This is a genomic window from Novosphingopyxis sp. (assembly GCF_965218915.1).
Lineage (GTDB): Bacteria > Pseudomonadota > Alphaproteobacteria > Sphingomonadales > Sphingomonadaceae > Novosphingopyxis.
Genome location: NZ_OZ244709.1, coordinates 17,959 through 40,769, shown reverse-complemented (window position 1 = coordinate 40,769; position 22,811 = coordinate 17,959). Strand labels below are relative to the sequence as shown.

The 22,811-nt window shown below is 64.7% G+C and carries 29 protein-coding genes and 1 pseudogene; 11 read left to right on the top strand and 19 right to left on the bottom strand.

The genetic code is table 11. The features are described 5' to 3' along the window. Positions 1-179: 179 nt before the first annotated feature. The 4 genes from ACOQPC_RS15965 to ACOQPC_RS15950 form a co-directional block, all read right to left on the bottom strand. Positions 180-1,133 carry a replication initiator protein A gene (locus tag ACOQPC_RS15965; protein ID WP_420608213.1) on the bottom strand — a complete coding sequence of 318 codons (954 nt, stop codon included), beginning with the start codon at positions 1,131-1,133 and terminating at the stop codon, positions 180-182. Positions 1,134-1,235: 102 nt separating this feature from the next. Then, positions 1,236-1,571 (bottom strand): ribbon-helix-helix domain-containing protein, encoded by a 336-nt coding sequence (locus ACOQPC_RS15960; protein ID WP_420608212.1) that lies wholly within the window; start codon positions 1,569-1,571, stop codon positions 1,236-1,238. Beyond that, on the bottom strand, positions 1,558-2,196 hold the full coding sequence (locus tag ACOQPC_RS15955) for an AAA family ATPase (RefSeq protein ID WP_420608211.1): 639 nt from the start codon (positions 2,194-2,196) through the stop codon (positions 1,558-1,560). Before ACOQPC_RS15955 ends, ACOQPC_RS15960 begins: the two co-directional genes overlap by 14 nt. A 178-nt stretch (positions 2,197-2,374) precedes the next feature. After that, on the bottom strand, positions 2,375-3,325 hold the full coding sequence (locus ACOQPC_RS15950; RefSeq protein ID WP_420608210.1) for an ArdC family protein: 951 nt from the start codon (positions 3,323-3,325) through the stop codon (positions 2,375-2,377). Between the two features lie 463 nt (positions 3,326-3,788). Between ACOQPC_RS15950 and ACOQPC_RS15945 the strand changes: the two genes are divergently transcribed. Then, the gene (locus tag ACOQPC_RS15945; RefSeq protein WP_420608209.1) at positions 3,789-4,238 is read left to right on the top strand and encodes a hypothetical protein; all 450 of its coding nucleotides are present in this window, start codon (positions 3,789-3,791) and stop codon (positions 4,236-4,238) included. Further along, positions 4,205-4,702, top strand: coding sequence for a hypothetical protein (locus ACOQPC_RS15940; RefSeq protein WP_420608208.1), 498 nt, complete (start codon positions 4,205-4,207; stop codon positions 4,700-4,702). The genes ACOQPC_RS15945 and ACOQPC_RS15940 overlap by 34 nt, the downstream gene beginning before the upstream one ends. Positions 4,703-4,931: 229 nt before the next feature. On the opposite strand, the gene ACOQPC_RS15935 is transcribed toward ACOQPC_RS15940, so the two are convergent. Then, complete coding sequence (locus ACOQPC_RS15935) at positions 4,932-5,831, bottom strand: LysR family transcriptional regulator (protein ID WP_420608207.1); 900 nt, start codon at positions 5,829-5,831, stop codon at positions 4,932-4,934. Positions 5,832-5,929: 98 nt separating this feature from the next. Here ACOQPC_RS15935 and ACOQPC_RS15930 point away from each other — a divergent pair, with 98 nt between their 5' ends. After that, positions 5,930-6,562: a glutathione S-transferase family protein gene (locus ACOQPC_RS15930; RefSeq protein ID WP_420608206.1), complete on the top strand. Its 633-nt coding sequence runs from the start codon at positions 5,930-5,932 to the stop codon at positions 6,560-6,562. Beyond that, positions 6,563-7,504 (top strand): pyridoxamine 5'-phosphate oxidase family protein, encoded by a 942-nt coding sequence (locus ACOQPC_RS15925; protein ID WP_420608205.1) that lies wholly within the window; start codon positions 6,563-6,565, stop codon positions 7,502-7,504. 163 nt (positions 7,505-7,667) lie between these two features. Here ACOQPC_RS15925 and ACOQPC_RS15920 read toward each other — a convergent pair whose 3' ends face one another. Both ACOQPC_RS15920 and ACOQPC_RS15915 read right to left on the bottom strand, forming a co-directional pair. Then, positions 7,668-8,237, bottom strand: a complete 570-nt coding sequence (locus tag ACOQPC_RS15920) for a pyridoxamine 5'-phosphate oxidase family protein (protein WP_420608204.1) — start codon at positions 8,235-8,237, stop codon at positions 7,668-7,670. A gap of 282 nt (positions 8,238-8,519) precedes the next feature. Beyond that, entirely contained in the window at positions 8,520-8,900 is a 381-nt protein-coding gene (locus ACOQPC_RS15915) for a tautomerase family protein (RefSeq protein WP_420608203.1), read from the bottom strand. Positions 8,901-8,994: 94 nt separating this feature from the next. Between ACOQPC_RS15915 and ACOQPC_RS15910 the strand changes: the two genes are divergently transcribed. Together ACOQPC_RS15910 and ACOQPC_RS15905 are read left to right on the top strand one after the other, a co-directional pair. Further along, positions 8,995-9,852, top strand: coding sequence for a LysR family transcriptional regulator (locus tag ACOQPC_RS15910; protein ID WP_420608202.1), 858 nt, complete (start codon positions 8,995-8,997; stop codon positions 9,850-9,852). A gap of 324 nt (positions 9,853-10,176) precedes the next feature. Further along, positions 10,177-11,184: a transposase gene (locus ACOQPC_RS15905; RefSeq protein ID WP_420608201.1), complete on the top strand. Its 1,008-nt coding sequence runs from the start codon at positions 10,177-10,179 to the stop codon at positions 11,182-11,184. Positions 11,185-11,198: 14 nt separating this feature from the next. Here the strand turns inward: ACOQPC_RS15905 and ACOQPC_RS15900 are convergent, their stop codons facing one another. Next, a complete protein-coding gene (locus tag ACOQPC_RS15900) occupies positions 11,199-12,200 on the bottom strand; it encodes an ABC transporter substrate-binding protein (RefSeq protein ID WP_420608200.1) in 1,002 nt (333 codons plus the stop codon). Between the two features lie 138 nt (positions 12,201-12,338). On the opposite strand from ACOQPC_RS15900, the pseudogene ACOQPC_RS15895 reads away from it, so the two are divergent. Continuing rightward, positions 12,339-13,229 (top strand): annotated as a pseudogene (locus ACOQPC_RS15895) (IS1595 family transposase). Between the two features lie 122 nt (positions 13,230-13,351). On the opposite strand, the gene ACOQPC_RS15890 reads toward ACOQPC_RS15895, so the two are convergent. Together ACOQPC_RS15890 and ACOQPC_RS15885 are read right to left on the bottom strand one after the other, a co-directional pair. Continuing rightward, entirely contained in the window at positions 13,352-13,798 is a 447-nt protein-coding gene (locus ACOQPC_RS15890; RefSeq protein ID WP_420608199.1) for a cupin domain-containing protein, read from the bottom strand. Positions 13,799-13,988: 190 nt separating this feature from the next. Then, entirely contained in the window at positions 13,989-14,597 is a 609-nt protein-coding gene (locus tag ACOQPC_RS15885) for a TetR/AcrR family transcriptional regulator (protein WP_420608198.1), read from the bottom strand. A gap of 156 nt (positions 14,598-14,753) precedes the next feature. On the opposite strand from ACOQPC_RS15885, the gene ACOQPC_RS15880 reads away from it, so the two are divergent. After that, positions 14,754-15,110 carry a DoxX family protein gene (locus ACOQPC_RS15880; protein ID WP_420608197.1) on the top strand — a complete coding sequence of 119 codons (357 nt, stop codon included), beginning with the start codon at positions 14,754-14,756 and terminating at the stop codon, positions 15,108-15,110. A 281-nt stretch (positions 15,111-15,391) separates the two neighbouring features. Here ACOQPC_RS15880 and ACOQPC_RS15875 read toward each other — a convergent pair whose 3' ends face one another. After that, positions 15,392-17,416, bottom strand: coding sequence for a ParB/RepB/Spo0J family partition protein (locus ACOQPC_RS15875; protein ID WP_420608242.1), 2,025 nt, complete (start codon positions 17,414-17,416; stop codon positions 15,392-15,394). Between the two features lie 428 nt (positions 17,417-17,844). Between ACOQPC_RS15875 and ACOQPC_RS15870 the strand changes: the two genes are divergently transcribed. The 3 genes from ACOQPC_RS15870 (at position 17,845) to ACOQPC_RS15860 (ending at position 19,346) form a co-directional block, all read left to right on the top strand. After that, a complete protein-coding gene (locus ACOQPC_RS15870) occupies positions 17,845-18,303 on the top strand; it encodes a toxin-antitoxin system HicB family antitoxin (protein WP_420608241.1) in 459 nt (152 codons plus the stop codon). Beyond that, positions 18,300-18,905, top strand: coding sequence for a hypothetical protein (locus ACOQPC_RS15865; RefSeq protein ID WP_420608240.1), 606 nt, complete (start codon positions 18,300-18,302; stop codon positions 18,903-18,905). The genes ACOQPC_RS15870 and ACOQPC_RS15865 overlap by 4 nt, the downstream gene beginning before the upstream one ends. Positions 18,906-19,112: 207 nt before the next feature. Next, entirely contained in the window at positions 19,113-19,346 is a 234-nt protein-coding gene (locus ACOQPC_RS15860; protein ID WP_420608239.1) for a DUF2285 domain-containing protein, read from the top strand. Between the two features lie 24 nt (positions 19,347-19,370). Here the strand turns inward: ACOQPC_RS15860 and ACOQPC_RS15855 are convergent, their stop codons facing one another. The 8 genes from ACOQPC_RS15855 to ACOQPC_RS15820 all read right to left on the bottom strand — a co-directional run bounded on the left by ACOQPC_RS15855 (position 19,371) and on the right by ACOQPC_RS15820 (position 22,758). Beyond that, a complete protein-coding gene (locus ACOQPC_RS15855; RefSeq protein ID WP_420608238.1) occupies positions 19,371-19,622 on the bottom strand; it encodes a hypothetical protein in 252 nt (83 codons plus the stop codon). Next, positions 19,619-20,104 (bottom strand): hypothetical protein, encoded by a 486-nt coding sequence (locus ACOQPC_RS15850; RefSeq protein WP_420608237.1) that lies wholly within the window; start codon positions 20,102-20,104, stop codon positions 19,619-19,621. The genes ACOQPC_RS15855 and ACOQPC_RS15850 overlap by 4 nt, the downstream gene beginning before the upstream one ends. Before the next feature lie 4 nt (positions 20,105-20,108). After that, complete coding sequence (locus ACOQPC_RS15845) at positions 20,109-20,417, bottom strand: hypothetical protein (RefSeq protein ID WP_420608236.1); 309 nt, start codon at positions 20,415-20,417, stop codon at positions 20,109-20,111. A gap of 7 nt (positions 20,418-20,424) precedes the next feature. After that, entirely contained in the window at positions 20,425-20,772 is a 348-nt protein-coding gene (locus ACOQPC_RS15840; protein ID WP_420608235.1) for a transposase, read from the bottom strand. Next, positions 20,760-21,224 (bottom strand): hypothetical protein, encoded by a 465-nt coding sequence (locus ACOQPC_RS15835; protein ID WP_420608234.1) that lies wholly within the window; start codon positions 21,222-21,224, stop codon positions 20,760-20,762. Before ACOQPC_RS15835 ends, ACOQPC_RS15840 begins: the two co-directional genes overlap by 13 nt. Positions 21,225-21,304: 80 nt before the next feature. After that, positions 21,305-21,592 carry a DUF3892 domain-containing protein gene (locus ACOQPC_RS15830; RefSeq protein WP_420608233.1) on the bottom strand — a complete coding sequence of 96 codons (288 nt, stop codon included), beginning with the start codon at positions 21,590-21,592 and terminating at the stop codon, positions 21,305-21,307. 96 nt (positions 21,593-21,688) lie between these two features. Then, complete coding sequence (locus ACOQPC_RS15825) at positions 21,689-22,420, bottom strand: ImmA/IrrE family metallo-endopeptidase (protein WP_420608232.1); 732 nt, start codon at positions 22,418-22,420, stop codon at positions 21,689-21,691. Next, entirely contained in the window at positions 22,420-22,758 is a 339-nt protein-coding gene (locus ACOQPC_RS15820) for a helix-turn-helix domain-containing protein (protein WP_420608231.1), read from the bottom strand. Before ACOQPC_RS15820 ends, ACOQPC_RS15825 begins: the two co-directional genes overlap by 1 nt. Between the last annotated feature and the right edge of the window lie 53 nt (positions 22,759-22,811).

The following is a 22,811-nucleotide window of genomic DNA, read 5'->3' as shown; positions in this document are numbered from 1 at the left end:
CCGATTTGTCCACAGCCTCAAGCCATTAAGTAGACTCTACGTAGTAGAGGATTAAGAGCATTACGGACTCCGGAAGGCCTTGAATCAGCAACGGTTCTTGCGAGTCGCCGGGGGGTGAAACCACGATAGTTCGGGGGCCAAAGCCACGGGTTTGCCAGGGGCCAAAACCACGTGCTGATTCACATATCCACAGACTGACCCGTTGGCCCTGTCGTGACGTCCTCAGACTCGATTTCGGTATCGTGGTTTTGGCCCCTGGCCGTTGCCGGCGAGAATGAGCCGATCGAGATTCGCGGAAGCCGACGCGGGCTAAACCCCTCATGATTGGTGGGAAGCTGGCATCGCTCTGTAAAGTGTAGAACCTCCTGACCTTCTGAGTTGCGAAGGATCTGTAACCAGTACCCTGGAAGGCGTTGACGCTCGATGGTGCGCCGCAATTCCTTGGCGAAGTCCGCCAAACGCTGGGTGCTGCCACTCTTCATGTGAAGCTGCGCCATAGTGAACGCCCAACCGCCGGATTGATGACCGCCATGCTTGCGGACGACACGGTAGAGCCATCGTTCGATCCCGCCGGTCAGGCTGAAATATTCCCTGTCGATCGTCAGGGTCAGGCGGTCCGTCAGAATGCCTTCATAAAGCCAGTCGGAAATCGTGAACTCGATACCGGCTGGCCGCCCTTGCTCGTCGGTGGGTGCGGCATATCGCTCGATCCAATGAAATCCTTCAGGCTTCTTGCGTTTGCCTTGTCGAATGTTGGTACGAATCAGTGTGCCGCTGAGCCGCTCGAAAGCTTCAACGATCCTCTGGTACTCGTCGCCGCCCGTTCGACGGTCAATGCCGCGCAACAACTCGTAGAGCGACACCTTGAAGGTCGGCGATGGTTCAATCCCACGCGCCTTGGCCTCTCGGAGCTGCGACGCCGCCCAGATGAGGATGTCCGCGTCCCATATGGTCGCGAGACCAATCTCCGCCGGAGCCGTGACGTTGACGCTAATCGTAGTCGAGCCATTCTGCACCTGATAGTCGATTGGTTCGATCCGGCGCTGCTTGGAGAGGCTGAAGAATGGCCGCTCCATCATGTCCTGTTGATCGTGCGTGGGGATGTCGCCGGGCAACGCGACGAGAAGGTCCAACTGTCCCTCGCCGACGCGCCGCGCCGACCGACCCAACCTACGTACCATTACAGGCCATCTCCTACGAACCTTCTAAGGTCATGTGGTTTTAAGGTATGCACCTTACTTAGAACGGACGCTGGATAAGCGTCCGCTGGGTACGTTGGCGGTGACCGCCTTCAGGGGCGGCAAGCCTCGCTTCTGTAGCAGGAGGTTCCAGGCTTCATGCCCCAGTTTCTGAAGGCTCAAGTTGGCATCTAGGCTGAGTTGGCGAAGCCGGCGCCGGTCCTCGGGCGCGACCAGAATATTGACGGGCACAACGCTCTGTCCAATGGCTTCCACGGTTCCGTTGCTCGTTGCGGGTGGTGCTTCCGCGACGGTCGCCGGACTGGCGGTCGTATCGTCGTCGATCGGCGACATGACTTCTGCGAGTGATCGCCCGCGCTTACTGCTGCTCATGGGACATCTCCTGAATCCAGGTCCAAACGGCCCTAAGTTCGGCATGAGCATCGCGCGCGGCCGCGCCACGCATTTCACCGATGCCACGGCCTTCCAGGGCCGCATCGAGATAGACGGCGCGGTCGCCGATGTGGGTTGGACAGACTGGAACCGGGTAGCGAGACAACGCAGCGCGCGCATCACGCGCGCGCACCTCGTTTTTGGCCGCATTGACGATCACAACTGCACGCCTCTCCAGGCGGCGAAGAATCTTCAGCGTTTCTCCAACAGCCTCAAGGTCATCCGATGAAGGGCGCACGGGAACAATGACGAGGTCTGCGACACGGGCGGCTTCCGCCTCGGGCTCCGCAACCGCCGGCCTGGTGTCCACGAACACGACGCCGACTTGCTTTCGCAGTGATTTTGTTGCGGCGGTCAGGTCAGAGCCGTCGAGGTCGAGAAGGTCGGGCCGCCCCGGTAGTGGCTGCAAGGTCTGCCGCCGCTGCCACCATTTGGTTGATGTTTCCTGTGGATCGCGGTCGATGAGAACGCTTGTGCCAGTTTCACCGGCGAGCACCGCCAATTGGCGGGCAAGGGTGCTTTTGCCGGCACCGCCCTTCTGGCTGATGAGGGAAAAGATTTGCACCTTCTGTCCTTTGAACACTCTCAGGACATGCACTATGAAGGTATGAGCCTCTACAGTCTATAGCCTTTCTGCCTGGACATAATTGGGCCGCGGAGCGGCCCACCGCATTTTCGCAGGACCGCTCCGCCTTCGAACCAAATATAAGGCAATCGGGGCGGCGCACGCCGCCCCGTCCTGGTCAGGCGGCCCGGGCCTGTCCTATAGTCTTCGGCGGTACTGCTGCGTTCTGCTGCGCGTCCATCCAGTCCGCTGCCGCCTGCGCCTTGGCCGCTGCGGTGAAGATCGTCCGCTTGTCGCCCCGCAGCACCTTGAGCCAGGACGCGACGTAAGCCGCATGGTCCGGCCGCGGCTCGGGCGCCATCGCCAGGTCGGCGCACACGAACGCGGCCCCAAGCTCGGCCACCAACTCCTCGGCTGCATACGCCTCGTCGCCGAACCGGCCCCGCAAGTCGCGCGCGCATCGGCTCGGGTGCCCGGTCAGGTGCGTCGCTTCATGGGCCAGGGTGGCATAGTAGGCGATCGGATCGCGGAACGCCTCGAACGGCGGCATCCTAATCTGGTCGAGGCTCGGCTTGTAGCAGGCCCGGTTGCCGCCGTGCCGGATGTCGGCGCCGATCGCGTCAAAGAACGCCTCGGCGTGGCCGATCCGCTCGGCCTCAAGCAGCACGGGCAGGGCAGGGGCCTCATAGCCGTCCACTTGGGCCGCGTTGAACACGCTGTAGCCGCGCGCGAACACGCGGGACCGGCGGTCGTCCTCCGCGCCTTCGTTGGCGTCCTCCTGGTCCTCCTTGTCGCTGATCTTCCAGAACACCACGGGGCTGGCGCGCTCGCCTTTGCGGACCTGCGCCCCCAGCTCGGCCCATTGCCGGTAGGTGGCCCATACAGCGCTCGGGTAGCCCTCGGCCTGCGCCGTCGCCCAAAGCACGACGGTGTTGACGCCCCGGTACGGCTTGCCCGTGGCGGCGTTGACCGGCAGCACCGGCGCTACCCCGTCCGCGCCGGGGTGCCACGGCATCCGCCATTCTCCCGCGCCGGCCTCGATGGCGGCGGCGATCCGGTCGGTGATGCGTTGATAGATGTCGGCCCGGCTCTCCGCCTCGGTTGGCCGGGTGGTGGTGCTGTCTCCCATCTCGCTGTCCTCGTGCTGCGAAGCAGCGCCCCTGTGGCGCGCTGCTTCCCGGGGCCGCGCGAGCGGTGGGGCTGGAGGGGGAAAAGCGGCTTCGCAGGGACCCGGCTGCACGGAGCCGGAGCGCAGCGCAGGTGGAGGAAGCTGGGTGGAAGCCGCTTTGGGGGAGAGAAGGGGCAAGGCCCCTCGGCCCCCCTCACCGCCGCGTCTGCGGCGATGACCCGCGTCAGCGATGAGCGCCGGATGGCCGAGACGCCGCCCTACAGGCGGCTCGGGGCAAAGCCCGCCAGCGCGGCCCCAAAGGGGAGACGCCCCGAAACACGGAAGCGGGCCGCACGAGCTGACGACGCAGTTTTGGAAGCTGGCGGTCGTGACGCGAGCCTTCGGGACATCGGGCCGGTCGAACGGGTAGCTGCGGCAACCAAAGCTACCCAGACCGGCCTGGCTGCACGACAAGGGTGTGACCGTGACCGACTCGACCGATCCGACCTCCGACGACTGGGCGCAATCAGCGCGGGAAAGCCTTCGCGGGGCCGAGCTGCTGGCGCTGGCGCATAACTGGCGGAACGCCTACATGCTGGCCGGATTGGCCGTCGAGCAGGCGTTGAAGGGCCGGATCATGCGCCACCTTGGCCTGAACCGCTGGCCGGCTCGCAAGGATCGCCCGGAGTTCTACAGCCACGATCTCGGCGAACTGGCCCGGCTCGCGGGACTCCGCGAGCGGTTGGAGAAAGCCATCTTGGCCGGTGAGGCGGTTGGACGGGCGTGGATGGTTGCGAAGGACTTCGCGATCAATCGGCGCTATCCTGACGGCAAGCCCTTTCCCGTCCGGCTTGGCCGGGACATGGTCGGGGCCGCAGGCATGCCGGGCGGATTGGTGGAATGGCTGAACAGTCGGGAGAGGTTGACGAAGTAAGGCAGGCGGCGGGTCGGGATATCCTCGACCTGACGGACCGCTTCGGTTTCGACGCGTTCGCGGCCGGCTGGCTGCACGATCGCCAGAGCGGCGCGTGGCGCTACCTGCTCGTCACACCCATGCTCCGGACCCATGGCCCGAATTGGGTCTATGACCGGCTGTTGCTTCTGTTCCGCCATCACCCGCTGCCTGCCGGCATCAGCCCGCTCGATATCTACGTCATCGACCCGGACATGGAGATCGCGGCCTTTGGTTTGCCCATGATGGCAATGGACGAGCGGGACACGCAGTGGCCGGCGGGGTTGACCATGCTGATCACGCATCAGGTGCGGATTAGCGATTTCCTGATCGGCGACGGTTTTGTGGCGTTCCACCGGCGGCTGCCGATGCAGTTGCGCACGCGCCGGTCAGACCCGGCGCGAAAGTTCGATTCGCGCGTGCGCCAACTTGATCGGGCCGCCTGATCCATTCCGGTAGGCTGGAAGGCGCAATCATGCGTGCGGTCCGCGACGCGGCGCTCGTGACTGCGAGGGACTACCGGATGTTGCTGGCGTACTAGGGGGCGAAGTTGCCCATTTACCCGTCCGTCAATCAAGTTGTCCGCCTTGGCGTCAGCGGCCCGGAGTTGACGGACAGGGCGGGCGCGGCCGGTCTCTGGTCGTTTGCCGGACATGTATGTCACCCGCTCCCTGATTAAGCCGTGCGGATTACCGGCAATTCGCCGAGATGCCGGGCGGCGTGATCCACGAACGCGCGAACCCGTAGCGCCATGTGCCGGCCGCCGGGGACCACGAGTTGAACCGGCAGTGGCGGTGGTTCGTGACCAGGTAGCAACCGCACCAGTACCCCGGCCGCGAGGTCGTCCGCCACTTGATACGACAGCGCCATGGCGATGCCCCTGCCCATGCGTGCGCCCACCAGCGCCGCTTCGACATCGTTGACTAGCAGCCGCGGCGCGAGGCGGACGATCCGGCTGCGCGCGCCCTCCCTGAACCGCCATTCGATCGGTACCGGTCGGCTGGCCGAGAAGATCGCGTCGTGCCCGGCAAGCTCGCCGGATGTGCGGGGCGAACCCCGGGCCGCAAGGTACTCTGGACTCGCCACCAGCACCCGCCGTACCTCGCCAACCCGGCGCGCGACGAGGCTGGAGTCCACAAGTGGCCCGATCCGCACAGCAACATCCAACCCCTCCTCAACGAGATCCAAATTGCGGTCCGCCAAAACCAGGTCCACCGTCACAGTCGGTTGCGCGTCGAGGAAGGTCGCAACCAGCGGCGTCACGTAGCGGCGCCCGAATACGACCGGCGCCGTCACCCGCACGGTGCCGCGCAACGATACCTCACCGACGTCGCGTACGGCCTCCGCGTAACCGCCCAAGAGGGCACGCGCCTGCCCGGCCAGAGTCCGGCCGGCCTCCGTGGCAGTCATCTGACGTGTCGTGCGCTCGATCAGCCGTGCGCCAATCCGGTTCTCCAGCGCCGCAAGCGCCCGCGTGATGGATGGAGGCGAGCGGCGCAAGCGGCGGCTGGCCCCAGCAAGGCTACCGGCCTCCAGGACGGTCACCAGCACCATCAGCTCATCCAATCGGTCCATTCAGTCTTTCAATTTGTGAAAGAATGACTTGCATCCTACGCCGCTTTATCGCGCCCCGCACAAGGGCCAGTTTCCGTGTGAAGCAGATGGAGATTATCATGCCCGATCCCGCCATCACCCTGCACGGCACCAAGCTGTCCGGCCACGCGCACCGGATCGAGTTGCTGTTGCGAATGCTGGGCCTTTCCTACGTCTACCGCGATGCACCCGCAGCGGTGCGCCGCACGCCGGCCTTTCTCGCACTGAACCCGCTGGGGCAAGTTCCGGTTTTGGAGGATGGCCGCCTGGTGCTCGCCGACAGCAACGCCATTCTCATCTACCTGGCCCAACGCTACGATCCTGCTCGGCATTGGCTGCCGGAAACACCGGAAGGTGCAGCCGCCGTGCAGCGCTGGCTTTCCATTGCAGCGGGCGAAGTGTCCTTTGGCCCGGCCGCCGCGCGGGCGATCACGCTGTGGAACATGCGCCCAGACGTTGACCCGGTGCGCGCAAGGGTCCTTGCCGGCCAGCTACTCGCCTTTATGGACGGCCACCTTGCATCTCCGCGGACTTTCCTCGCGGCGAGCCACCCCACTATCGCCGACCTCGCCTGCTACAGCTACATCGCTCACGCGCCGGAGGGCGGCATCCCGCTCGATCCCTATCCGGCAGTGCGCGCCTGGCTCGGACGGGTCGAGGCGCTGCCCAGCTTCGAGCCGATGCCGCGCTCGCCCCTGCCAGAGGCGGTTTAGATGCGACGCCCGGATGCCGACCCATTTCACCGCGGCGAGCACGATGCGCAGTGGCGGGCCGGAGTTCAGCTTCACGGCGCGCCGATCCGGAACTGGATGTCCGACCAGCACCGCGAGTTCTTCGCGCAGATCCCCATCCTATTCGCGGCCGTGCCGGATGAGACGGGGTGGCCGATCGGGACGGCGCTGACGGGGTCACCTGGCTTCGTCTCCAGCCCGGACGCGCAGATGCTCCGTGTGTCGTCGCTGCCCACAAGCGGCGACCCGGCTATGACCGGGTTGCGCGTGGGCGCCTTAGCCGGACTACTCGGCATCGACCTGGCTACGCGCCGGCGCAACCGCGCCAACGGCACCGTGGTCGCGCTCGATGGGCACGGGTTTACCCTCGGTGTGCGGCAGAGCTTTGGAAACTGCCCGCAATACATCCAGGCGCGTGAGGTCATCGGCATGCAGCCGGACCGGCCCGGAGTTGCCGGGCGGCTTGGCGCCTTGGACTCCCAGGCACGCGCGCTGATTGCAGGCGCAGACACGTTCTTCGTGGCCTCGGGCAGCGGCGCCGTTGGCGGGGACGCTGGGGGTTTAGACATGTCGCACCGCGGCGGACGGCCCGGCTTCGTCCGGGTGGACGGCGACGTGCTGACCATCCCCGATTTCCGCGGCAACCGATATTTTAATACCCTGGGCAACCTACTGCTGGACCCGCGGGCGGGCCTTCTGTTCGTGGACTTTTCCAGCGGCGATCTGCTGCAATTGCAGGGCCAGGCCGAGCTGGACTGGGATGGCGGGGGTGCAAGCGGCTTTGCCGGCGCCGAGCGGCTGTGGAAGCTACGGGTGACGGCCGCGTGGCGGCGTCCCGGTGCCCTGGCACTGCGCTGGACCTTTAAAGGATACGCGCCAACGACCGAGCGGACGGGCAGGTGGAGCGCGTCGACTGACGGCTGATAGGCGTCTTCCTGTCCGACTTACAGTTGTCACACTGTATTCCGAGGCCACGCCGTGCATCGTGTCCATCAATGGTTCACTTGGCGGACACTCAAAGCTCTGGCTGGTGATCAAGGTGCTCAGGCGTCAAGTGGCCCGTCTACACAGCTTCGCAGTCATAGACCTATACCGATGCTTTCTCGTCCTCGAACAGGCCCGTTGGAAGGCCGTCAATGCTTCGCACATTCTTCTCGCGCCAGTAGGCGTCAATGCCCGCAGGTCCCCTGGCGTTAGCCCACTTGTCCATCGCCGTGCGTTCGCCCTGGTGATCGAAGAAGGGCACACCGAAGCCGCATGAGGTTTGCACAAGCTCGACTACGAGCGTCACGATCTGCCGCGTTCCGAGTGGTTCGTTGCTCCCGAACTGCTCGCCCAAAAGACGGGCGTACTTCCGGCCGCGCCGATGGTGAACTGCTCCGCGCCCATAGAGCCGCATAATCGAGGGTGTTCCCTCAAAGGCACAGAACATGATAGTGACGCCGCCCCCGGCGCGTATGTGGGCGGCGGTCTCGTTGCCGCTGCCGGTGCGATCAAGATAGGCGACCTCGTTCGGCCCAAGCAGGCGCAGCGAGTCCGTGCTGCGCGGGGACACGTTCACCCGAGTTCCCGAAGCCGCCGAGGCCACGAAGAAGATGTGCTGGCGCAGGATGAAAGCGCGGTGGTCATCACCGATGCTCGGGAACTGCTTTGCCATGGAATCGGTCCGCCTGACGTCGTGGCACCTTCTGCATCAAACCCGTGTAGGCAGGAAAAGCTACGGACGTTGATCCCACGACCGTCCATGCCGGCAGAGACGGTCTACCTACACCCCGGCGCGGGTCCGTCAGGGTTCGATGTTCGGACACGGCCGGTGGCCCGTCCGGTGAGGATCGTTGCCGAACATCATAAGTTCAGGTCATTGATCAAGGTGCTTGAGCGTCGGATGGCAAGCTTGGACGGCCTCGCGGTCGATGGGCCGGCGAAGGAAGCCTCCGTTTCAAGCGTATTGCGCCAAACCGTTGCCAAGGGACCAGTTCTCCTTCGCGCCCTCCAAGAGGTTCACGAATACGTCCCCCGGCCGGATGCCGGGGTCTTCGCCGAGCAGATCCACGATGCGTCGGAACAGTGCTTTCTTCTGTTCGACGGTGCGGGTGTTCATCGCAGAGATCTGGATGAACACGAGATCATCGCTCCGGGCGATGCCAAGGTAGGTTACGCCGTAGCGGAAGCTAGCAGCCTCATGCTCTGTGATGATCATAAACTGGTCGTCGTCAGGTACGCTGAACGTTTCGCGCATCGCACGGTAAAGGCCGTCGAAGATCGCCTTTCGGTATCCTTCCGGCTTTCCGGCGCGCATCGAGATATGTGCCAGGGGCATCGTTGGGCTCCTCAATCTGTTCAGGCCTGACGATGATTGACCGCGATCCATATTAATATAACATGTTTGATGATTTCAGGGATAACGGCTGGTTATGACCGGGCGTCCGCTCGACCTGGACTCTGTCTGGGCTTTCATCCTGATCGCTGACCTTGGCAGCTTCACACGCGCCGCCGAAGCCATGCGGACTACGCAGGCTGCGATCAGCCTGAAGCTCAAGCGGCTCGAAAAGAGGCTTGGATGCCGGCTCGTAGAACGTACGCCCCGCTTTGTGCAGCTCTCTGCCCGTGGCTTGGCCTTCCTTGAGCACGCCCGCGAACTGCAGGCTGTGCATGATCGCGCGCTCAACACATCGACCGGGGCACGGCAGCGCGTGAGCATAGGCATCAGCGAACACGTTGCAGGACCAGAACTCCCCGCACTGATCGCCCGCATGAACGCGCAGGACCAACAACTGCTGATCGAGATCCGGATCGGGTCCTCGGGCGATCTGTTGCAGAGCTTTGACCGGCGGGAACTCGATGCGGCGATTGTTCGCCTGCACGCCGGACGGGACGATGGGGAAGTGATCGCTGACGAACGCTTCAGCTGGTTTGCGGCGCCTGGCTGGCAACCTCGCGCAGATGAGCCCCTGCCCGTTGCTACACTGGCCGAACCTTGCGGCGTGCGGGTCATGGCCGGACAGGTTCTCGATGCAGCGGGCATACCCTGGACGGAGGTCTTCGTCGGAGGCGGCGTCGCCGCGGTCGTTGCGGCCGTCACGGCCGGGCTCGGCGTCGCCGCGCTGGCCCCGCGCATGTTGCCGCTCGGCGCGGTGGATGTAGGTCCCAAGCTGGGGCTTCCTGCACTTCCACGCTTGCCGATATTAATCCATTCACGGGTGAAGGACGGCCGGCCACGCGATGCGCTCGCCGCATTATCGGCCGCCTTCCAGAGCGCAGTGAGAGGCTAGCCGGCGTTTTTAGTGACCGCTTCGGGTCGGCACCGAACACCCTGATTGTGTCCGCCAAGGTTGGTTTGGCGGACAGGCACTCCGGGCAGGGCCGGGAACGTCGTAGGGCTGCTTCGGGTGGATTCCAGTCCGTCCGCTTTTGGGGTGAGGCATAAGGAGGCAGACACTTTGGTGTCACAACCGTTCGGTTGCGACACCACGCACTCAGCTCGACTTTGGCCATTTTGCCTGTGTCTTCGCGATGAATCGAACGTGATGTGGCAGGAGGATTCACGGCTGAGGAGGCGACGGCGAGTCTGTCCCGAACATCTGTTCGGGGTCGAGATGCCGGATGACTGGTCGTTCGAAACGGCGCACGTGAAGCTCTCCAGCTGGATGGCGCCGTTCGCCGGCATGTTCACTGCGCCGACCTGGAACCGCGTGCTGGTGCTGCTGATCGGCGCCGTGCTCAGCCCAGGACGCCGGACCGTGGCCGCAGCCCTTCGAATTACCGGCTTGGACCAGGATACGCATTTCACCAACTACCACCGCGTGCTCAACCGCAGCCGTTGGTCGCGCCGCCGGGTCGCGCGATGCCTGTTCCACTTGTTGGTCGACACCTTCTTCCCGAGCGGGCCCGTCATCGTCGGCTTGGACGACACGCTGGAACGACGCTGGGGTGCCAAGATCGCCGCCCGCGGGATCTATCGCGATCCGACCCGGTCTAGCCATGGTCACTTCGTCAAGGCGAGCGGCCTGCGCTGGCTTTCGGTCACGGTGCTGCCGGAGATCGCTTGGGCGGGGCGCGTTTGGGCACTGCCGTTCCTGACCGCACTGGCACCGTCCGAACGATATGCCAGTTCTCGTCAGCGGCGGCACAAGAAGCTCACCGATTGGGGACGCCAGGTGCTGCTGCAAACGGCGCGGTGGCTGCCCGATCGCCAGATCATTGGCGTGGCCGACAGCAGCTACGCCGCCATCGACCTGCTGAACGCGGTGCGCAGCCGGGTCTGCATGATCACCCGGCTGCGTCTGGATGCGCGCCTGTTCGATCCGCCGGCCCGCCGCCGGCCTGGAACGGTCGGACGCCCTCGGGTTATCGGGACGCGCCAGGTTAGCCTGGCCGAACGCCTGACCCAGGCAAAGCCCCGGTGGCGATGTGTCAAGGTGACCGGTTGGTATGGACGCGGCGAGCGGATCGTCGAGATCATGTCCGGCACCGCCCTGTGGCACCATCCCGGACGCCTCGTGCCGATCCGCTACGTCATGGTGCGCGACCTCGCCGGCGAGCTGCGGCCGCAAGCCTTCCTGTGCACCGGTAGCCGCCCTGACAGCGACAGAGTAATGAGATGACCCTTTGGGCCTAATCAAGTATCAAGTAGTTCGGGCAGGAAGATCTCCTCGCAGGTGAACCGCCGGCTGGAAAGTCCCTGCTCGTGAAAATAGCGCAGATAGGTATCCATCGCCTTGCGGTTGGCAGTGAGGCCGTAGGGCCACCAATCTTTGCCCATGAGAGACAGGTTCTCGGCCATTAGCGGCGTGAACCACGGAATCATCAGCTTGCCATGCTGCTCCATCACACCTGTGCGATACTCGTCGGCGGCCGATTTCTTGGACTTGACGAACCCGTCGTAGATTGATCGGGCGATGTCGGGATTAGCGGCCAGCACGTCCTTGCGGATCACCACCGTGTGCATGATCGGGAAGATGCCAGTGCGGGCGAAATAGTCGCGTTCGACCGTTTCGTAGTCGGGGAACAGGCGGCCGACCTTGTCCGAGCCCTGCAATATGCATCCTGGAACGACCGCCGATATAAGCGCGTCGATCTCTCCGGCTTCGAGCATCGGCCCGAGCATTTCACCCTTGGCGACCGGGCGCATATCGACACCGGCCGGCACCGGTTGCGGCACGAAGTCATAGGGCGGCATATACCAGTCGGTCGCACCAACCACCCAGCGGCTCTGCTCCGGCCTGACGCCGAAGTCGTCTGACAGGATGCCCTTGGGCCAGACGCCGGCGTCGTGCCCATAGATGCCGAACTCGCCGATAATTTTGCCGATCAGGTTCTCGGGCCGCTCGATGCCGCTCGCCTTGTTGATGAAGATCGCCGAATGGCGGAACTGCCGATTGGGAAATATCGGGATCGCCACGAAGGGCGGGTTCTCCATCTCCAGCGTGCGGAGATAGAAGGTGAGCCCCAGCTCGGAGACGTCATAGGCGTGGTGGCGCACCATGTTCTCGAAGATGTCGGAAACGATCTTGGCATCCTCGAACGTCGCATTGACGCCCTCGATCTGGACGGTGCCGTCGAACAGCGCCCGCACGTGATCATAGCGGGTGCAGCCGACCTTCAGGTCGATGTTGTTCATTCCTCTTCTCCTTTGTCGATAGGCTCTTGATGGGTTCCGGGGTGGTGAGGTTGGGACCGGGTCGCGGGGCTGAAGAGGGCTGGTGCGCGGCCGAGAGTGAGCGTAGCTGACCGGCTCGCGCGAGGAGCTTTCACCGGCATGGCCGCAGCCGACTTGATCAACCTTTCGGGCCTGATGGACGACGCCAAGTGCTTTGCCTTCGTGCGCCAGCAGCGCTGGCCGGAGGGCGTGCGCTGGGCACTTCGACGACCTCACCGGCACGGTGCTGGCCGGGCGCCATCAGCCGCTGCGCGTGTGGGTGCTGTGCCTCTACTTCATGGGCCTGAACCTGTCCAACCGGCAGATCGCCCTGGAATTGGGCCTGAATGTCTCGGACGTGCAGGCCATGACGGAGCAGTTGCGCCACGGCCTGGTCGCGAAGACGCCAGCAGCTAAGCTGGAGGGCGAGGTCAAGATCGACGAGGTCTACGTGGTGGCCGGGCACAAAGGCCAGCCCGCGGCCGTGGCGAAAGGGGGCGGCTTGGGCGCCGGCACAGGCTGGCAGGCGCGCCGGGCCCGGGCCCCTTTGCGCTGCGCGCGAAGGGAACCCGCCGCGGCACGCTGGCGAAGGACAGGCCGCCCATCCTCGGCCTGATCCAGCGTGGTGGCGAGGTGGTCCTGCACATGCTGGCCAACGTGCAGCAGGTCACGATCAAGCCGGTCATCGAGGCCGTAGTCGCGAAAGATACCCTCGTCCACACCGACGAGTATAGCGTCTACGCCCGCCTGCCGGCCTGGGGCTACCAGCACAAGACCGTCTGCCACGGGCGCGGCGAATACGCCCGCGATGACGACGGCGACGGCTTCTGCGAGGTCCACGTCAACACGATCGAGGGCTTCTGGTCGCTGCTGCGGTCGTGGCTGCGCCCGCACCGCGGCATCTCGCAAGGCAAGCTGCCGGACTATCTCGGCTTCTTCCAGTTCGTGCACAACGCTCGCCGACGCGGCAAAGCCCTGCTCGGCGCCCTCATCGCAGCTCTGGTGGCGTGACCTAGCCCACCACCCCGGAACCCAACAAGAGCCACCCCGGAATGCTTGCCTGATTCTTCGGCACGGCTGACGCCGCGGGCGCAGAGCGCTACTGTGCGGGTCCATGATAACGGACCTTGGGATTAGTCACAGGTCACCGTCGCGTAACGCGTTAACACTTCTGCCAACGTTTGTGCATTAAGCCGTCCTGTTGCGTTCAACTGTGCCAGTTCGCGGAAAGAACTAATATAAAATGCAGGCGTGAAAGTGGTAAGGAACGAGACCGGCTCATCGCTCGCATTGACAAAGGTGTGCGGTGCTCCCGGCGGGACGACGACGTAATCTCCAGCTTTGGCGTCCCGCTGAACGTCACCCATCATGAAGCGGAGGACGCCGCTCGTGACGAGAAAAGCTTCGTCGTGCATGAGGTGAACATGCGACGGCGGTCCATCAGTATGCGGGGCCATCATCGATGTGATGGCACTGATCCGGTTCTCTGTACCGGAGCCGTCTTCGAGAATTCGAACCCTTGTCGGCCCAAACTGCAGGACTTCTCCAGCATCCCCGATAGTCACCTTCACATCTGACATCCAGGTTCTCCTCCTTGATCAGGGATTCCCGATCGGGTGCAGCTTCATGTCGTCCGCAACAATATGATATCCTATCATATCGCGTGTCAAGGAAAGTTGTGGTGAAGCTTTCGCCCGCCTCAACGCTGTTATCTCTCTGCAACTTGATGCCCTTCCGGGACAACGGCTTCGTGCAGCCCTGTTATCCGCTTCAGCCCGCCGAGAGTTGCTTCAGTCCAGCGGCCAGTGCCTCCGCAGCTTGCCGTGCTCGACTCTCCCGCTTGCTGTCTGTGGAAACGGATATGCCAAGCAGGGCCTTGAGCAGATCGGCACCAAGCAGGCGATCAACGAAATCGGCGCTCAGCATCGCGCATCTTTCCTCATTAAGCGCAGCAGCCTCGGGCCGTTTCCCGAGGAAATCCGTCAGTTGCCGAGCATGGCTGGCGACCAAGCCCTCATAGACCAGCTCGCTGAGATGAGGAAAATGTCGGTGCTCTATTATCACCGCGCGGAGCAGTCCTAGTGCCTGGGGCTCTGCCAGTCGTTTCTGGAAGCGGATGCCGATGAAAGTGAGGATTTCACCTAGAGGTTGCTGCAAGATCGTCTCGATCGCCCGAGCTTCTTCACTACCGACTGGCGGCGCACACGCCTCGGACACCACGGCCTCGAAAAGATCGTCCTTGGTTCTGGCGTGGCGATACAGCGTCATGATTGAGACACCGGCAGCCGCGGCGATTGCTTCCATGCTGGCGCCCTCAAACCCCGCGCCAAGGAAAGCCTCGCGTGCGGCGCTCAGGATCAACGCGCGTTTCTGACCCATGAGCTTGGCCTTGGGATGATCGTCTGACCAGCTACGCATCCAGCATTGACTCCACGATACTGTATCCTATCGTATCATCATACTATCGTTCTTGCGGTCGTTTGACGAGGGCAAAGATGGCGGCCCCTTACCGTGTTCTCGCAGGAGAAACATCAAATGCTCAACGTCGCTTTATGGCTGGTTCAGTTCCTCCTCTTTGCCGCCTTCACCATAGGAGCCTGGATGAAGATTCTGTTCCCAATTCCCAAGCTCGCCGCCATGTGGCCCTGGGCGGGCGACCTGCCCAAGCCGATGGTGCGCCTGCTCGGTGTGGTTGACTTGGTGGGCGGCGTCGGTGTGTTGCTGCCGATGTTGACTGGCATCAAGCCGCAGTTGACCGTTCTAGCGGCACTTGGCTGCGTGGCACTCCAAATCTGCGCAATGATCTTTCACGTCACGCGTCGCGAATTCGCATCGACGCCTGCTAACATCGTTCTTTTAGCCATGGCTAACTTCATTCTGTGGGGACGTTGACACTCCGATCGCAAGAAACAGCCACCGCGCGAACTCCCGAAATAGGGGTAGAACATCACCGACAAGACAAGTTCGGCTGTACCACTTCGTCAAACGACGATTTGAAAGAACGATACACCTGCGCCGCCATTTTGTTGCGCTTCCGCGCTGTCGTTTGATGGTTGCGCCGGCCGGCCAAAGCCGGCCGGCGCGCGATTTGGCGAGGCTATTCGCATCGCGTAACGCAACGAAGAAGGCCGCCCCGAAGGGCGGCTCAAGTTGGGCAAGAGGGAGAAGGAAGGCTATTCGGCCGCCATCGGTATCGGCGTGCTGGCCGAGGCGTCGGTAGAGTCCACGGTCGGTGTCGTCCCTGGCACCCGCAGCACGGCGGGCAACCATCCCTTGCCGTCCAGCACCTGCGCCGCGTCCGCCACCATGACCTCCTTCTTAGCGTGAGCGATGCGCCTTGCCACGCCCGCTCCGGCCCCCTCGCGCACCGCGTCCAGGATCAGCGCCTTCTGCACCCGGCCCAAGTAGCTCTCCTTGGTCGCCGTCCAGCACTGCCGCATGTCCAGCCCCGCCGCCGTCGCCACCTGGGCGGCGATGCACCGGCTCCCCTCCGCCCCGGTCCAGGTCCGGCCCCCGGCGTGGGCGGTCCGCGCCACGCACACGGCCAGCAAGCCCAGCAGCGCCGTCGCGTCCTGGTCCTGCAACCATTCCCACAACGCCCCGTGGTCCTGCGGCAGGCGGGTGCGCCAGGAATCCTCGGCCGCTGCCATCGCCTGTCGGGCCGTGCTGTCGGCAATGTCGGGGCACGCGGAGGCGAGGGCGGGGGGATAGGCATGGAAGCTCGCGACCGTCTCGCCATACCGCTGATAGAAGGCGTCCGTCGCCAGTCCGTGCAGGATGACCCGAAAGGCAAGCTCGGGCTGCCCGGCGATGGCGGCCTGCAAGCCCGCCGTCCGGTGCGCCTCCAACTCGGCCAGCAAGGCGGCAGACAGGGCAGGGGCCTTGTCCTCCGGCTCGGCCTCGCCCCGGATCGGGGTCACGGTGCCGCCGATCGGTGTCTCGCCCACCTCCTCGTCCGTTCCCGTTTCCCCGGTTCCGTCCCCCTCGCCGCCGTCCTCGTCAGGTGTCACCGGCTCGGGCTGCGCCTCATCCTCGGGCCGCACATAGCCCCGCTCAATCCGTAGCGACCCGTCCGCCGCCAAGGTGACGACCACGCCCGCCCTGGCCACGTCCTCCGGCCGGAACACGTCCTGCTTGTCCCCTAGCGCCGCCAACTCCGCGTCGATCCGGTCGAGCTCGGCCGCCACGTCCTCGGGCAGGTCCTCGCCGCTGCGGTTGTGCTGCTCGGCCAGCTCGTCGTAGCGGCTGGCCAACTCGTCCCGGCGCTGCTCGTCCTCCAGGGACAGCGCCACCTTGCTGGGCCAAACCCGCCGCATGTTCCACGCCGCCGCCTGCGCCTCCTGCCCGATGGCAACCCAGCGCCACCCCTCGGCCCGGATCGCCTCGGCCGTCGCCTCCATGTGCTCGGCCACCAACCGCTCCAGCAAGGCGGGATCGGCAATCCAGCCGCCCCGATCCTCGCTGAACAGGTCGCGCTGCACCGTGCCGCCCGCCGCCGCATAGGCATCCAGCCCGATGAAGATCGCCCGCCGGTCAGTCGCTGGGACAAGCGCATGGGTTAGCAGCCGTCGGATCGTGTCGGGATTGCGCTGCCATGCCTGCAACTGCCCGAACACCCGCTCCTGCGCTTCCTGGTCTTCCGTCACCGTGAAGGCGGTCAGGTGGTCCAGCGTCAGCGCCTCGTCCCGATATGCCTGGATCAGTGCCGGGGAGACGACGGCCAGGCGCAACCGCTGCCGGACGGTGTGGGCGGACACCCCGAAGCGGGCCGCGATGTCCTCGATACCGGCGCCCCCGTCGTGCAGCCCATGGAACGCCTCGAACTGATCGGCCGGATGCATGTCCACCCGCACCACGTTCTCGGCCAGGCTCGCCTCGGACCCATCCACGCCGTCCGCGTCCAGCACACGGCAGGGAATGGCGGTGCCCTTGGTGATCCGCTTCTGCTTGGCCAGCAGCTTCAACGCGGCCAGCCGCCGCGCCCCGGCCACGACCTCGTAACGGTCGGTCGCCTGCCCACTGCTGCCCGGCTTCGGCCGAACGACAAGGGATTGCAGCAGCCCATGTGCCTGGATGGACGCGGCCAGGGCCTCAATGCCCGCCCCGGCCCCGGTGCGCCGGACGTTGGCGGGGGAGGGGATCAGCTTGGCAAGGCTGATGTCGATGGTGGTGGTGTTGATGGTGTTGATGGTGGTCACGATGGCCTTCCTTCTCGCTGCGAAGCAGCGCCCCCTGTGGGCGCGCTGCTTCCCGGGGCCGCGTGAGCGGTGGGGTTGGAGGGGGAGAAGGGGCTTCGCAGGGACCCGGCTGCACGGAGCCGGAGCGCTTGCGCAGGCGGAGGAAGCTGGGTGGAAGCGCCCTTCGGGGGAGAGAAGGGGCAAAGCCCCCGGCCCCCTCACCGCCGCGTCCGCGGCGATGACCCGCGTCAGCGATGGAAGCCGGATGGCCGAGACGCACCCTATCGGCGGCTCGGGGCGCAGCCCGACAGCGCGGCCCCGCCAGGGGAGACGCCCAGCCATCCCGCACTCACTTGCCACCACCTGACTTGACACTTGCCACCATTATGCTCATATGTGCCACCACCTGATTTCAGTTGGTGCCTTGGGAGGCGAGGGTGGCGTTGCGTGTGAAGCGGATCATCGACGGCAAGACGTACAACACGGAAACGGCGACGCAGCTCGCTTCGTGGTCCACCGCGAGCGACCCCGAGATGCAAGGCATCAGCTACGAGGCTGGCGGCATCCTGTTTCAGACCCGGCACGGCGCTTACTTCGTCGTCAATCACAACGACGGGCTGGAGCTCTGGGAGGACGGCTACGAGAAGCTGATCCCGTTGGATCCGGAGCAAGCCCAACGCTGGGCGGAGCAGTATTGCTCGGCAGAGGAAATCGAGACGCTATTTGGCGAAATGCCGGAGGCGGGCGACGCGGAAGCCAAGCTGACGCTGCGGATGCCGGAGGTGCTCCGCAAACGGCTGGTTGCCCTGGCCGAGGGCCGGAAACAAAGCCTGAACGCCTGGATTGTCCGGTGCTTGGAGGGCTGCGCGGAAATGGCGGACCGGCAGGCCGCGGAAAAGCGGCCGTGACCGCAGCGCCGCCCTATTTTGCGCCGCTGACCGTCGGCGGAGTTCTCCACGATCTCGGCCACCTGGACCCCGTGCGGTTCCAGGTGCCGAGCGAGAAGCTGCGGCGCGCCGTCACCGTACGGTGCCGGTTCAGCAATCACGTCTTCACGCGGGCTTTTGATGCCGAGGCGGATGCCGCCGACACGCCGGTCATCATGGATGGGGTGCGCCGCCGCGTTTTCTGCCCGGACCGCTATCAGCTTTCGTTCTGTCTGCCGGGCGCGATCCTGGGATTGCGCGAGCCGCGCATCTACGTGCGCGAGACCAAGGCCCGGCGGAACTGGTTGTATGTGGCTTCCATCGAGCTGCCGGTGGCTGAGAACAGTAAAAACGTCGGGGACGGTGTGCCGTCCAACCCGGTGCGCTATCAGGTGTTCTTTGCCTTGAGAAAAGCTGGCAAGGGCGGCGCGACGCGGGAGGACGTCGAGATGGTGGTCGAAAGCGCCTACGCTGAAGACCCCGCGCGGGCGCCGGAGCTTCTGGGTCGGGCGCTGTTTGCGGGGCTGGCCACGGCGGCGGTGGAAGGGCGGCAGGTCAATACCCAGCCAGCCAGAAAGCGATAGGGCGCCCGGAGGCGCCCTAAGGTAGTCGCACTCGGCTACCGCTTGCGGCCCGCGTTGCGCGAGCACGGGAATAAACCCGCCGGGGGACGTTCTCTCAGCCGATCTGCCGTCCCGATGAAGAACATATAGCCTATCAGGGCGTTTAGTTCAATGATTGGTCGCGGAGACACGTGAGGCGCCGGCGTGACAGAGCTTAGCGAGCCGCCCATGTCCGACCACCTCACGGACCACGACCGGGCGCACTTCAAGATCTATCTCCGTGTTCTGGACGGGGTGGCCGATGGCGCTGACCCGGCGGAGATCGCGTGTGTGGTGCTGGGCGCCGACATGGATCGCGACCCCGAGCGCGGATATCGTTTGTTCGAGGTCTATCATCGGCGGGCTGTCTGGATGACGAAGCAGGGCTACCGGGAGTTGGCCGGGCTGGACCCGGCGCCGTAGTGGCCTGACCGCCCCCGGCACGGCTTAGTTGCCGCTTTCGCCAAACCGCCTCTCGATGTCGCGGGCGAGTTTATGAAGGTGATCCGGGTCGAGAAGGTCGTCCGTGTCGTCCTCGCCGAGAAGGTCCAGCGGCTCGTCGGCCTTGGGCCGTCGGTGCATCTCCATGAACGCCTCGACATACGGCTTGGCCTCCGGCGTTTTCACCCAGCGCCAGAACGCGTCCCCACGGCCAAACCAGCCGGACTCGAACATCGAGAGTTCGGCGGCCTCGCTCATGCGGACCTCGTCTTTGCCGCGCCGCGGGGCGTCAGCACCGGTCTCTGCCCAGCATAGGTCAGAATGGCGTGGCGCATCGCGTCGATCGCCTCCGCCGGTCCCTTGACGTTCTCCAGGAACACAAAGGCGGTGTCGGCCGCACCCCAGGGTTGCCGCTCGCCCTTCAGCCCGAAATACAGCACGGCGTTGGCAAGCTGCTGGAGGAAGCCGCGCGCGTGCTCCGGCGGGCTGCGCTCTGTATCCATGATGTGCCCGATCATGCGCAGCGCGCGCCCGGTCTCGTACGCCACCACGGGATCTGATAAGCCGGGAAGGCGCTCGACGGTCTCGAAGTGGCGCTCGTTCGGGCCGGGCGGGTTGTCCGTGATGACGGGCACATCGAAATCGGGATCGGGATGCTCGGTATAGCGCGTTCCCTTCACGCCGGCGCGGAAGGCGGCACCGGTCGCGACTGTCTCCTTGGGAATGGTGCGGTCCGCCATGGCGCTACTCCAGGCCGTAATGCTCGGACAGGAACTTGACGATGGCGGTGCCCTCGGCGGCGGTGAGCGTCAGCTTCGCGCCCTGGTGGCTGATGACGAAGTTGCCGTCGTGGAAGAAGAACCCGCCGTGCACGTCCGACATCGAGTTGCGCCCGAAACCGGCGACATAGGTCCGCACGTCGTCGAGGCTGATGCTGACTGTCCAGCCGTGGATCAACAGAATGCCGCTGTCGTAGGCGGCAACGATCAATTCGCTCGCCGTCTTCTCGAAGATGGCCTGATTGTTGCGATACACCGGCGCGCTGTCGCTCATGTTCACCCTAAATCCCGTCCTCGCCGCCGTCGCTCAGGCTTGCCGGCTGCAATCCGGTGAGCGTGCTGAGGGTCTCGTGCAGCTTGGTCACGGTCTCCAGCATGTCAAACACCTCGTCCTCAACTTCCTGTGCCAGGTCGAAGAACGCGCGTGCCCGGTGCTGCGCGCCGTTGTTGACCACCTCCATCGCCATCCCGTGCAGCTTGAGCAGTTGGTCGCGGATCGGCGGCGGCCGATGACCGTCGTCGCTGAAGGTGCTGCGCAGCGTGTCCAACTCGTCCACGGCCTCAAGCAGCCGATGCGTGTCGAAACCGGCGCGCAGCGTCTCCCACTCCTTGTCGGTCATCTCGGCCACGATCGCGGTCCTCCGGCATCGCGCAGGCAGACTTCATAGAGGCCGAGGAACAGGTCGCCCAGCGCATAGCGCCGGCGATAGGTGATCCGGCGCTGTGCCAGGTGGTGCGGCCGGTCGTGCAACATGTGGCAGCGCTGACAGAGGCTGCGCAGGTTCGCCAGCCGGTTGTTGGTCGGGTCGCTGTCCAGGTGGGCGGCGGCGAGCACGACGCGGGTGGTGCGCAGCCGTGTCGCCTCCACCAGGTCCGGCCAGCGCGCGGGACGGCCGCGCCGATCGCGCCATGTGGCTGCGGATTTATCGAACCATCTTCCGTCCGGCAGGCAGCGAAGCTGCGCCAGATGCGGCCGGCCGCATCGCTGGCATCTTCCGCCAGCCCGCTCAAAGCGCACGCGCGCGCTCAGTTCCCGCCAGTGCGCGGGGTAGAGCGAGCGCAGCTCAGGGCGGATCGGCATAGGTCAGCCTTCGCACAGGGCGGCAGGCAATGCGCCTCCGTGATTCATCACGGAGAGCGCATCGTCCGATGCGGATTTGGTCAGCTGCATTCCCGCAACGCCAGCAGGTTATCCTTCCAGACGCCGTCTGCCTTGGTCTGGATAAACTTCGTGCCTGACGCGCTCACCCGCACGTTAACCCAGGCGCTCTGGCCGCCTTCGCTGGTGTAGAAGCGGTGCTGCTTGCTTTCGATCATGCGAACGATGTTGGGCACGGTCTCCTTCCAACGACCGCTCCCGCTCGGGCTCGGTCCGCCTGCATGCGTAATCCGCTCGTGCGGACTGTTTCGGTCGGGCTTGTTGATGCAATCGATTCGATAATCGGCCACGAAAGGCTCCTTGGTTGCACGCACAACAGCCGGTTAGCTGATGTGCGTAGTTAGATGCAACCTCGCCGAGAGCGGTTCAAGAGGCTTTCGCGACTTTTAGCGATGAGCCAACAGCGAAGGGTTTGCGGCGTGTGTGTCGGCCAGATGGCCGAGGCGGAACAGCCTGACGCGCGCCGCGTCGGCCGAAACCTGGAAGGTGCCCATCAGAGCCGCGATCATCGCGCGGCCGACGTCGCTTCCCGGCGTCACCGGCCCGAACGAGGCCAAGCGCTCCTGCACGCCGCCCACTGCTGCTCGGGCCGCCGTGACGGGCATTAGGATCGCGCCGCTGATGTGCCCGGCCTGCCACTCCATCCAGTCCGTCTTGGGTGCGTCGATCAGTCCACCGCGCTTGCAGCTCACTACTTGAGATTTCGGCGGCTCCCTATTGAAGAGATCGGCCGTGCGCGGTGCTGCTTCGAACAGATACCCGTGGAAGCGGACATGCCCGTATTCATGCGTCAGCGTGGTGCGCAGACGGTTCTCTCGCCACTCGTCCTCGGCCAACCGGTTGGAGATCCGAACCCGTGGCTTGCCTCCCGGCTCGAACTCCGTCACGCCCTCCACATCGGCGCCGTAGGCGCTCAGGTCCGCGTACTGGTCGAGGTCGCGGGCGTCTGCCTCAATCAGCGTTTTCAGGTCATCGGTGCTGATCGGATAATCCACCTTGCCATGCAGGCGCCGCAGGAAGGCGAGCACCAGGCGTTCGCATTCCTTGTCCAACTCGGCCTCGAGCCAGTAGGGCCGTTGCTCGAAGCGCCCGGTTGGATCCCTGACATAACGCACCATCACGGCTTTCCTTGGCGGGGGGTCAGGGCTCGCCGGAAGGCGACCATTGCCTGGTTTACTTGGTCGGGCTTGGCCGATGCCGCCAGCCGGACCTCGGCCGGCGGCACTTTGCCGGCAAGCACGAACAGGTAGTCGGCTTGAAGGTCGAGCGCTTCGGCGAGGGCGGCCACCATATGATCGGTCGTCGGGCTGCGCCGGTCATGCTCAATGTCGTTGAGATACTGCGGCGTGATCGAAGACCTGTCCTCCTTCAGGACGCGCGCGGCGAGCTCCTTTTGATTGAGCTTCAGCTCCTTGCGTCGGGCTGAAATGACGCTGCCGAAAGTAACCTCTGCCACATGGGACCTCACAACCTACGCTTATCAGCGAAGCAGCGTATTCTTTTCGCCCG

Excerpts from the sequence above, each read along its gene's own strand:
- ACOQPC_RS15910 (WP_420608202.1), top strand. The coding sequence starts at position 8,995 with ATGACCGGGCGTCCGCTCGACCTGGACTCTGTCTGGGCTTTCATCCTG.
- ACOQPC_RS15880 (WP_420608197.1), top strand. The coding sequence starts at position 14,754 with ATGCTCAACGTCGCTTTATGGCTGGTTCAGTTCCTCCTCTTTGCCGCC.
- ACOQPC_RS15950 (WP_420608210.1), bottom strand. The coding sequence starts at position 3,325 with ATGGGAGACAGCACCACCACCCGGCCAACCGAGGCGGAGAGCCGGGCC.
- ACOQPC_RS15930 (WP_420608206.1), top strand. The coding sequence starts at position 5,930 with ATGCCCGATCCCGCCATCACCCTGCACGGCACCAAGCTGTCCGGCCAC.
- ACOQPC_RS15850 (WP_420608237.1), bottom strand. The coding sequence starts at position 20,104 with ATGGCGGACCGCACCATTCCCAAGGAGACAGTCGCGACCGGTGCCGCC.
- ACOQPC_RS15960 (WP_420608212.1), bottom strand. The coding sequence starts at position 1,571 with ATGAGCAGCAGTAAGCGCGGGCGATCACTCGCAGAAGTCATGTCGCCG.
- ACOQPC_RS15915 (WP_420608203.1), bottom strand. The coding sequence starts at position 8,900 with ATGCCCCTGGCACATATCTCGATGCGCGCCGGAAAGCCGGAAGGATAC.
- ACOQPC_RS15935 (WP_420608207.1), bottom strand. The coding sequence starts at position 5,831 with ATGGACCGATTGGATGAGCTGATGGTGCTGGTGACCGTCCTGGAGGCC.
- ACOQPC_RS15835 (WP_420608234.1), bottom strand. The coding sequence starts at position 21,224 with ATGCCGATCCGCCCTGAGCTGCGCTCGCTCTACCCCGCGCACTGGCGG.
- ACOQPC_RS15855 (WP_420608238.1), bottom strand. The coding sequence starts at position 19,622 with ATGAGCGAGGCCGCCGAACTCTCGATGTTCGAGTCCGGCTGGTTTGGC.
- ACOQPC_RS15885 (WP_420608198.1), bottom strand. The coding sequence starts at position 14,597 with ATGGGTCAGAAACGCGCGTTGATCCTGAGCGCCGCACGCGAGGCTTTC.
- ACOQPC_RS15900 (WP_420608200.1), bottom strand. The coding sequence starts at position 12,200 with ATGAACAACATCGACCTGAAGGTCGGCTGCACCCGCTATGATCACGTG.
- ACOQPC_RS15825 (WP_420608232.1), bottom strand. The coding sequence starts at position 22,420 with ATGGTGCGTTATGTCAGGGATCCAACCGGGCGCTTCGAGCAACGGCCC.
- ACOQPC_RS15845 (WP_420608236.1), bottom strand. The coding sequence starts at position 20,417 with ATGAGCGACAGCGCGCCGGTGTATCGCAACAATCAGGCCATCTTCGAG.
- ACOQPC_RS15920 (WP_420608204.1), bottom strand. The coding sequence starts at position 8,237 with ATGGCAAAGCAGTTCCCGAGCATCGGTGATGACCACCGCGCTTTCATC.
- ACOQPC_RS15890 (WP_420608199.1), bottom strand. The coding sequence starts at position 13,798 with ATGTCAGATGTGAAGGTGACTATCGGGGATGCTGGAGAAGTCCTGCAG.
- ACOQPC_RS15860 (WP_420608239.1), top strand. The coding sequence starts at position 19,113 with ATGTCCGACCACCTCACGGACCACGACCGGGCGCACTTCAAGATCTAT.
- ACOQPC_RS15925 (WP_420608205.1), top strand. The coding sequence starts at position 6,563 with ATGCGACGCCCGGATGCCGACCCATTTCACCGCGGCGAGCACGATGCG.
- ACOQPC_RS15905 (WP_420608201.1), top strand. The coding sequence starts at position 10,177 with ATGCCGGATGACTGGTCGTTCGAAACGGCGCACGTGAAGCTCTCCAGC.
- ACOQPC_RS15940 (WP_420608208.1), top strand. The coding sequence starts at position 4,205 with ATGGCTGAACAGTCGGGAGAGGTTGACGAAGTAAGGCAGGCGGCGGGT.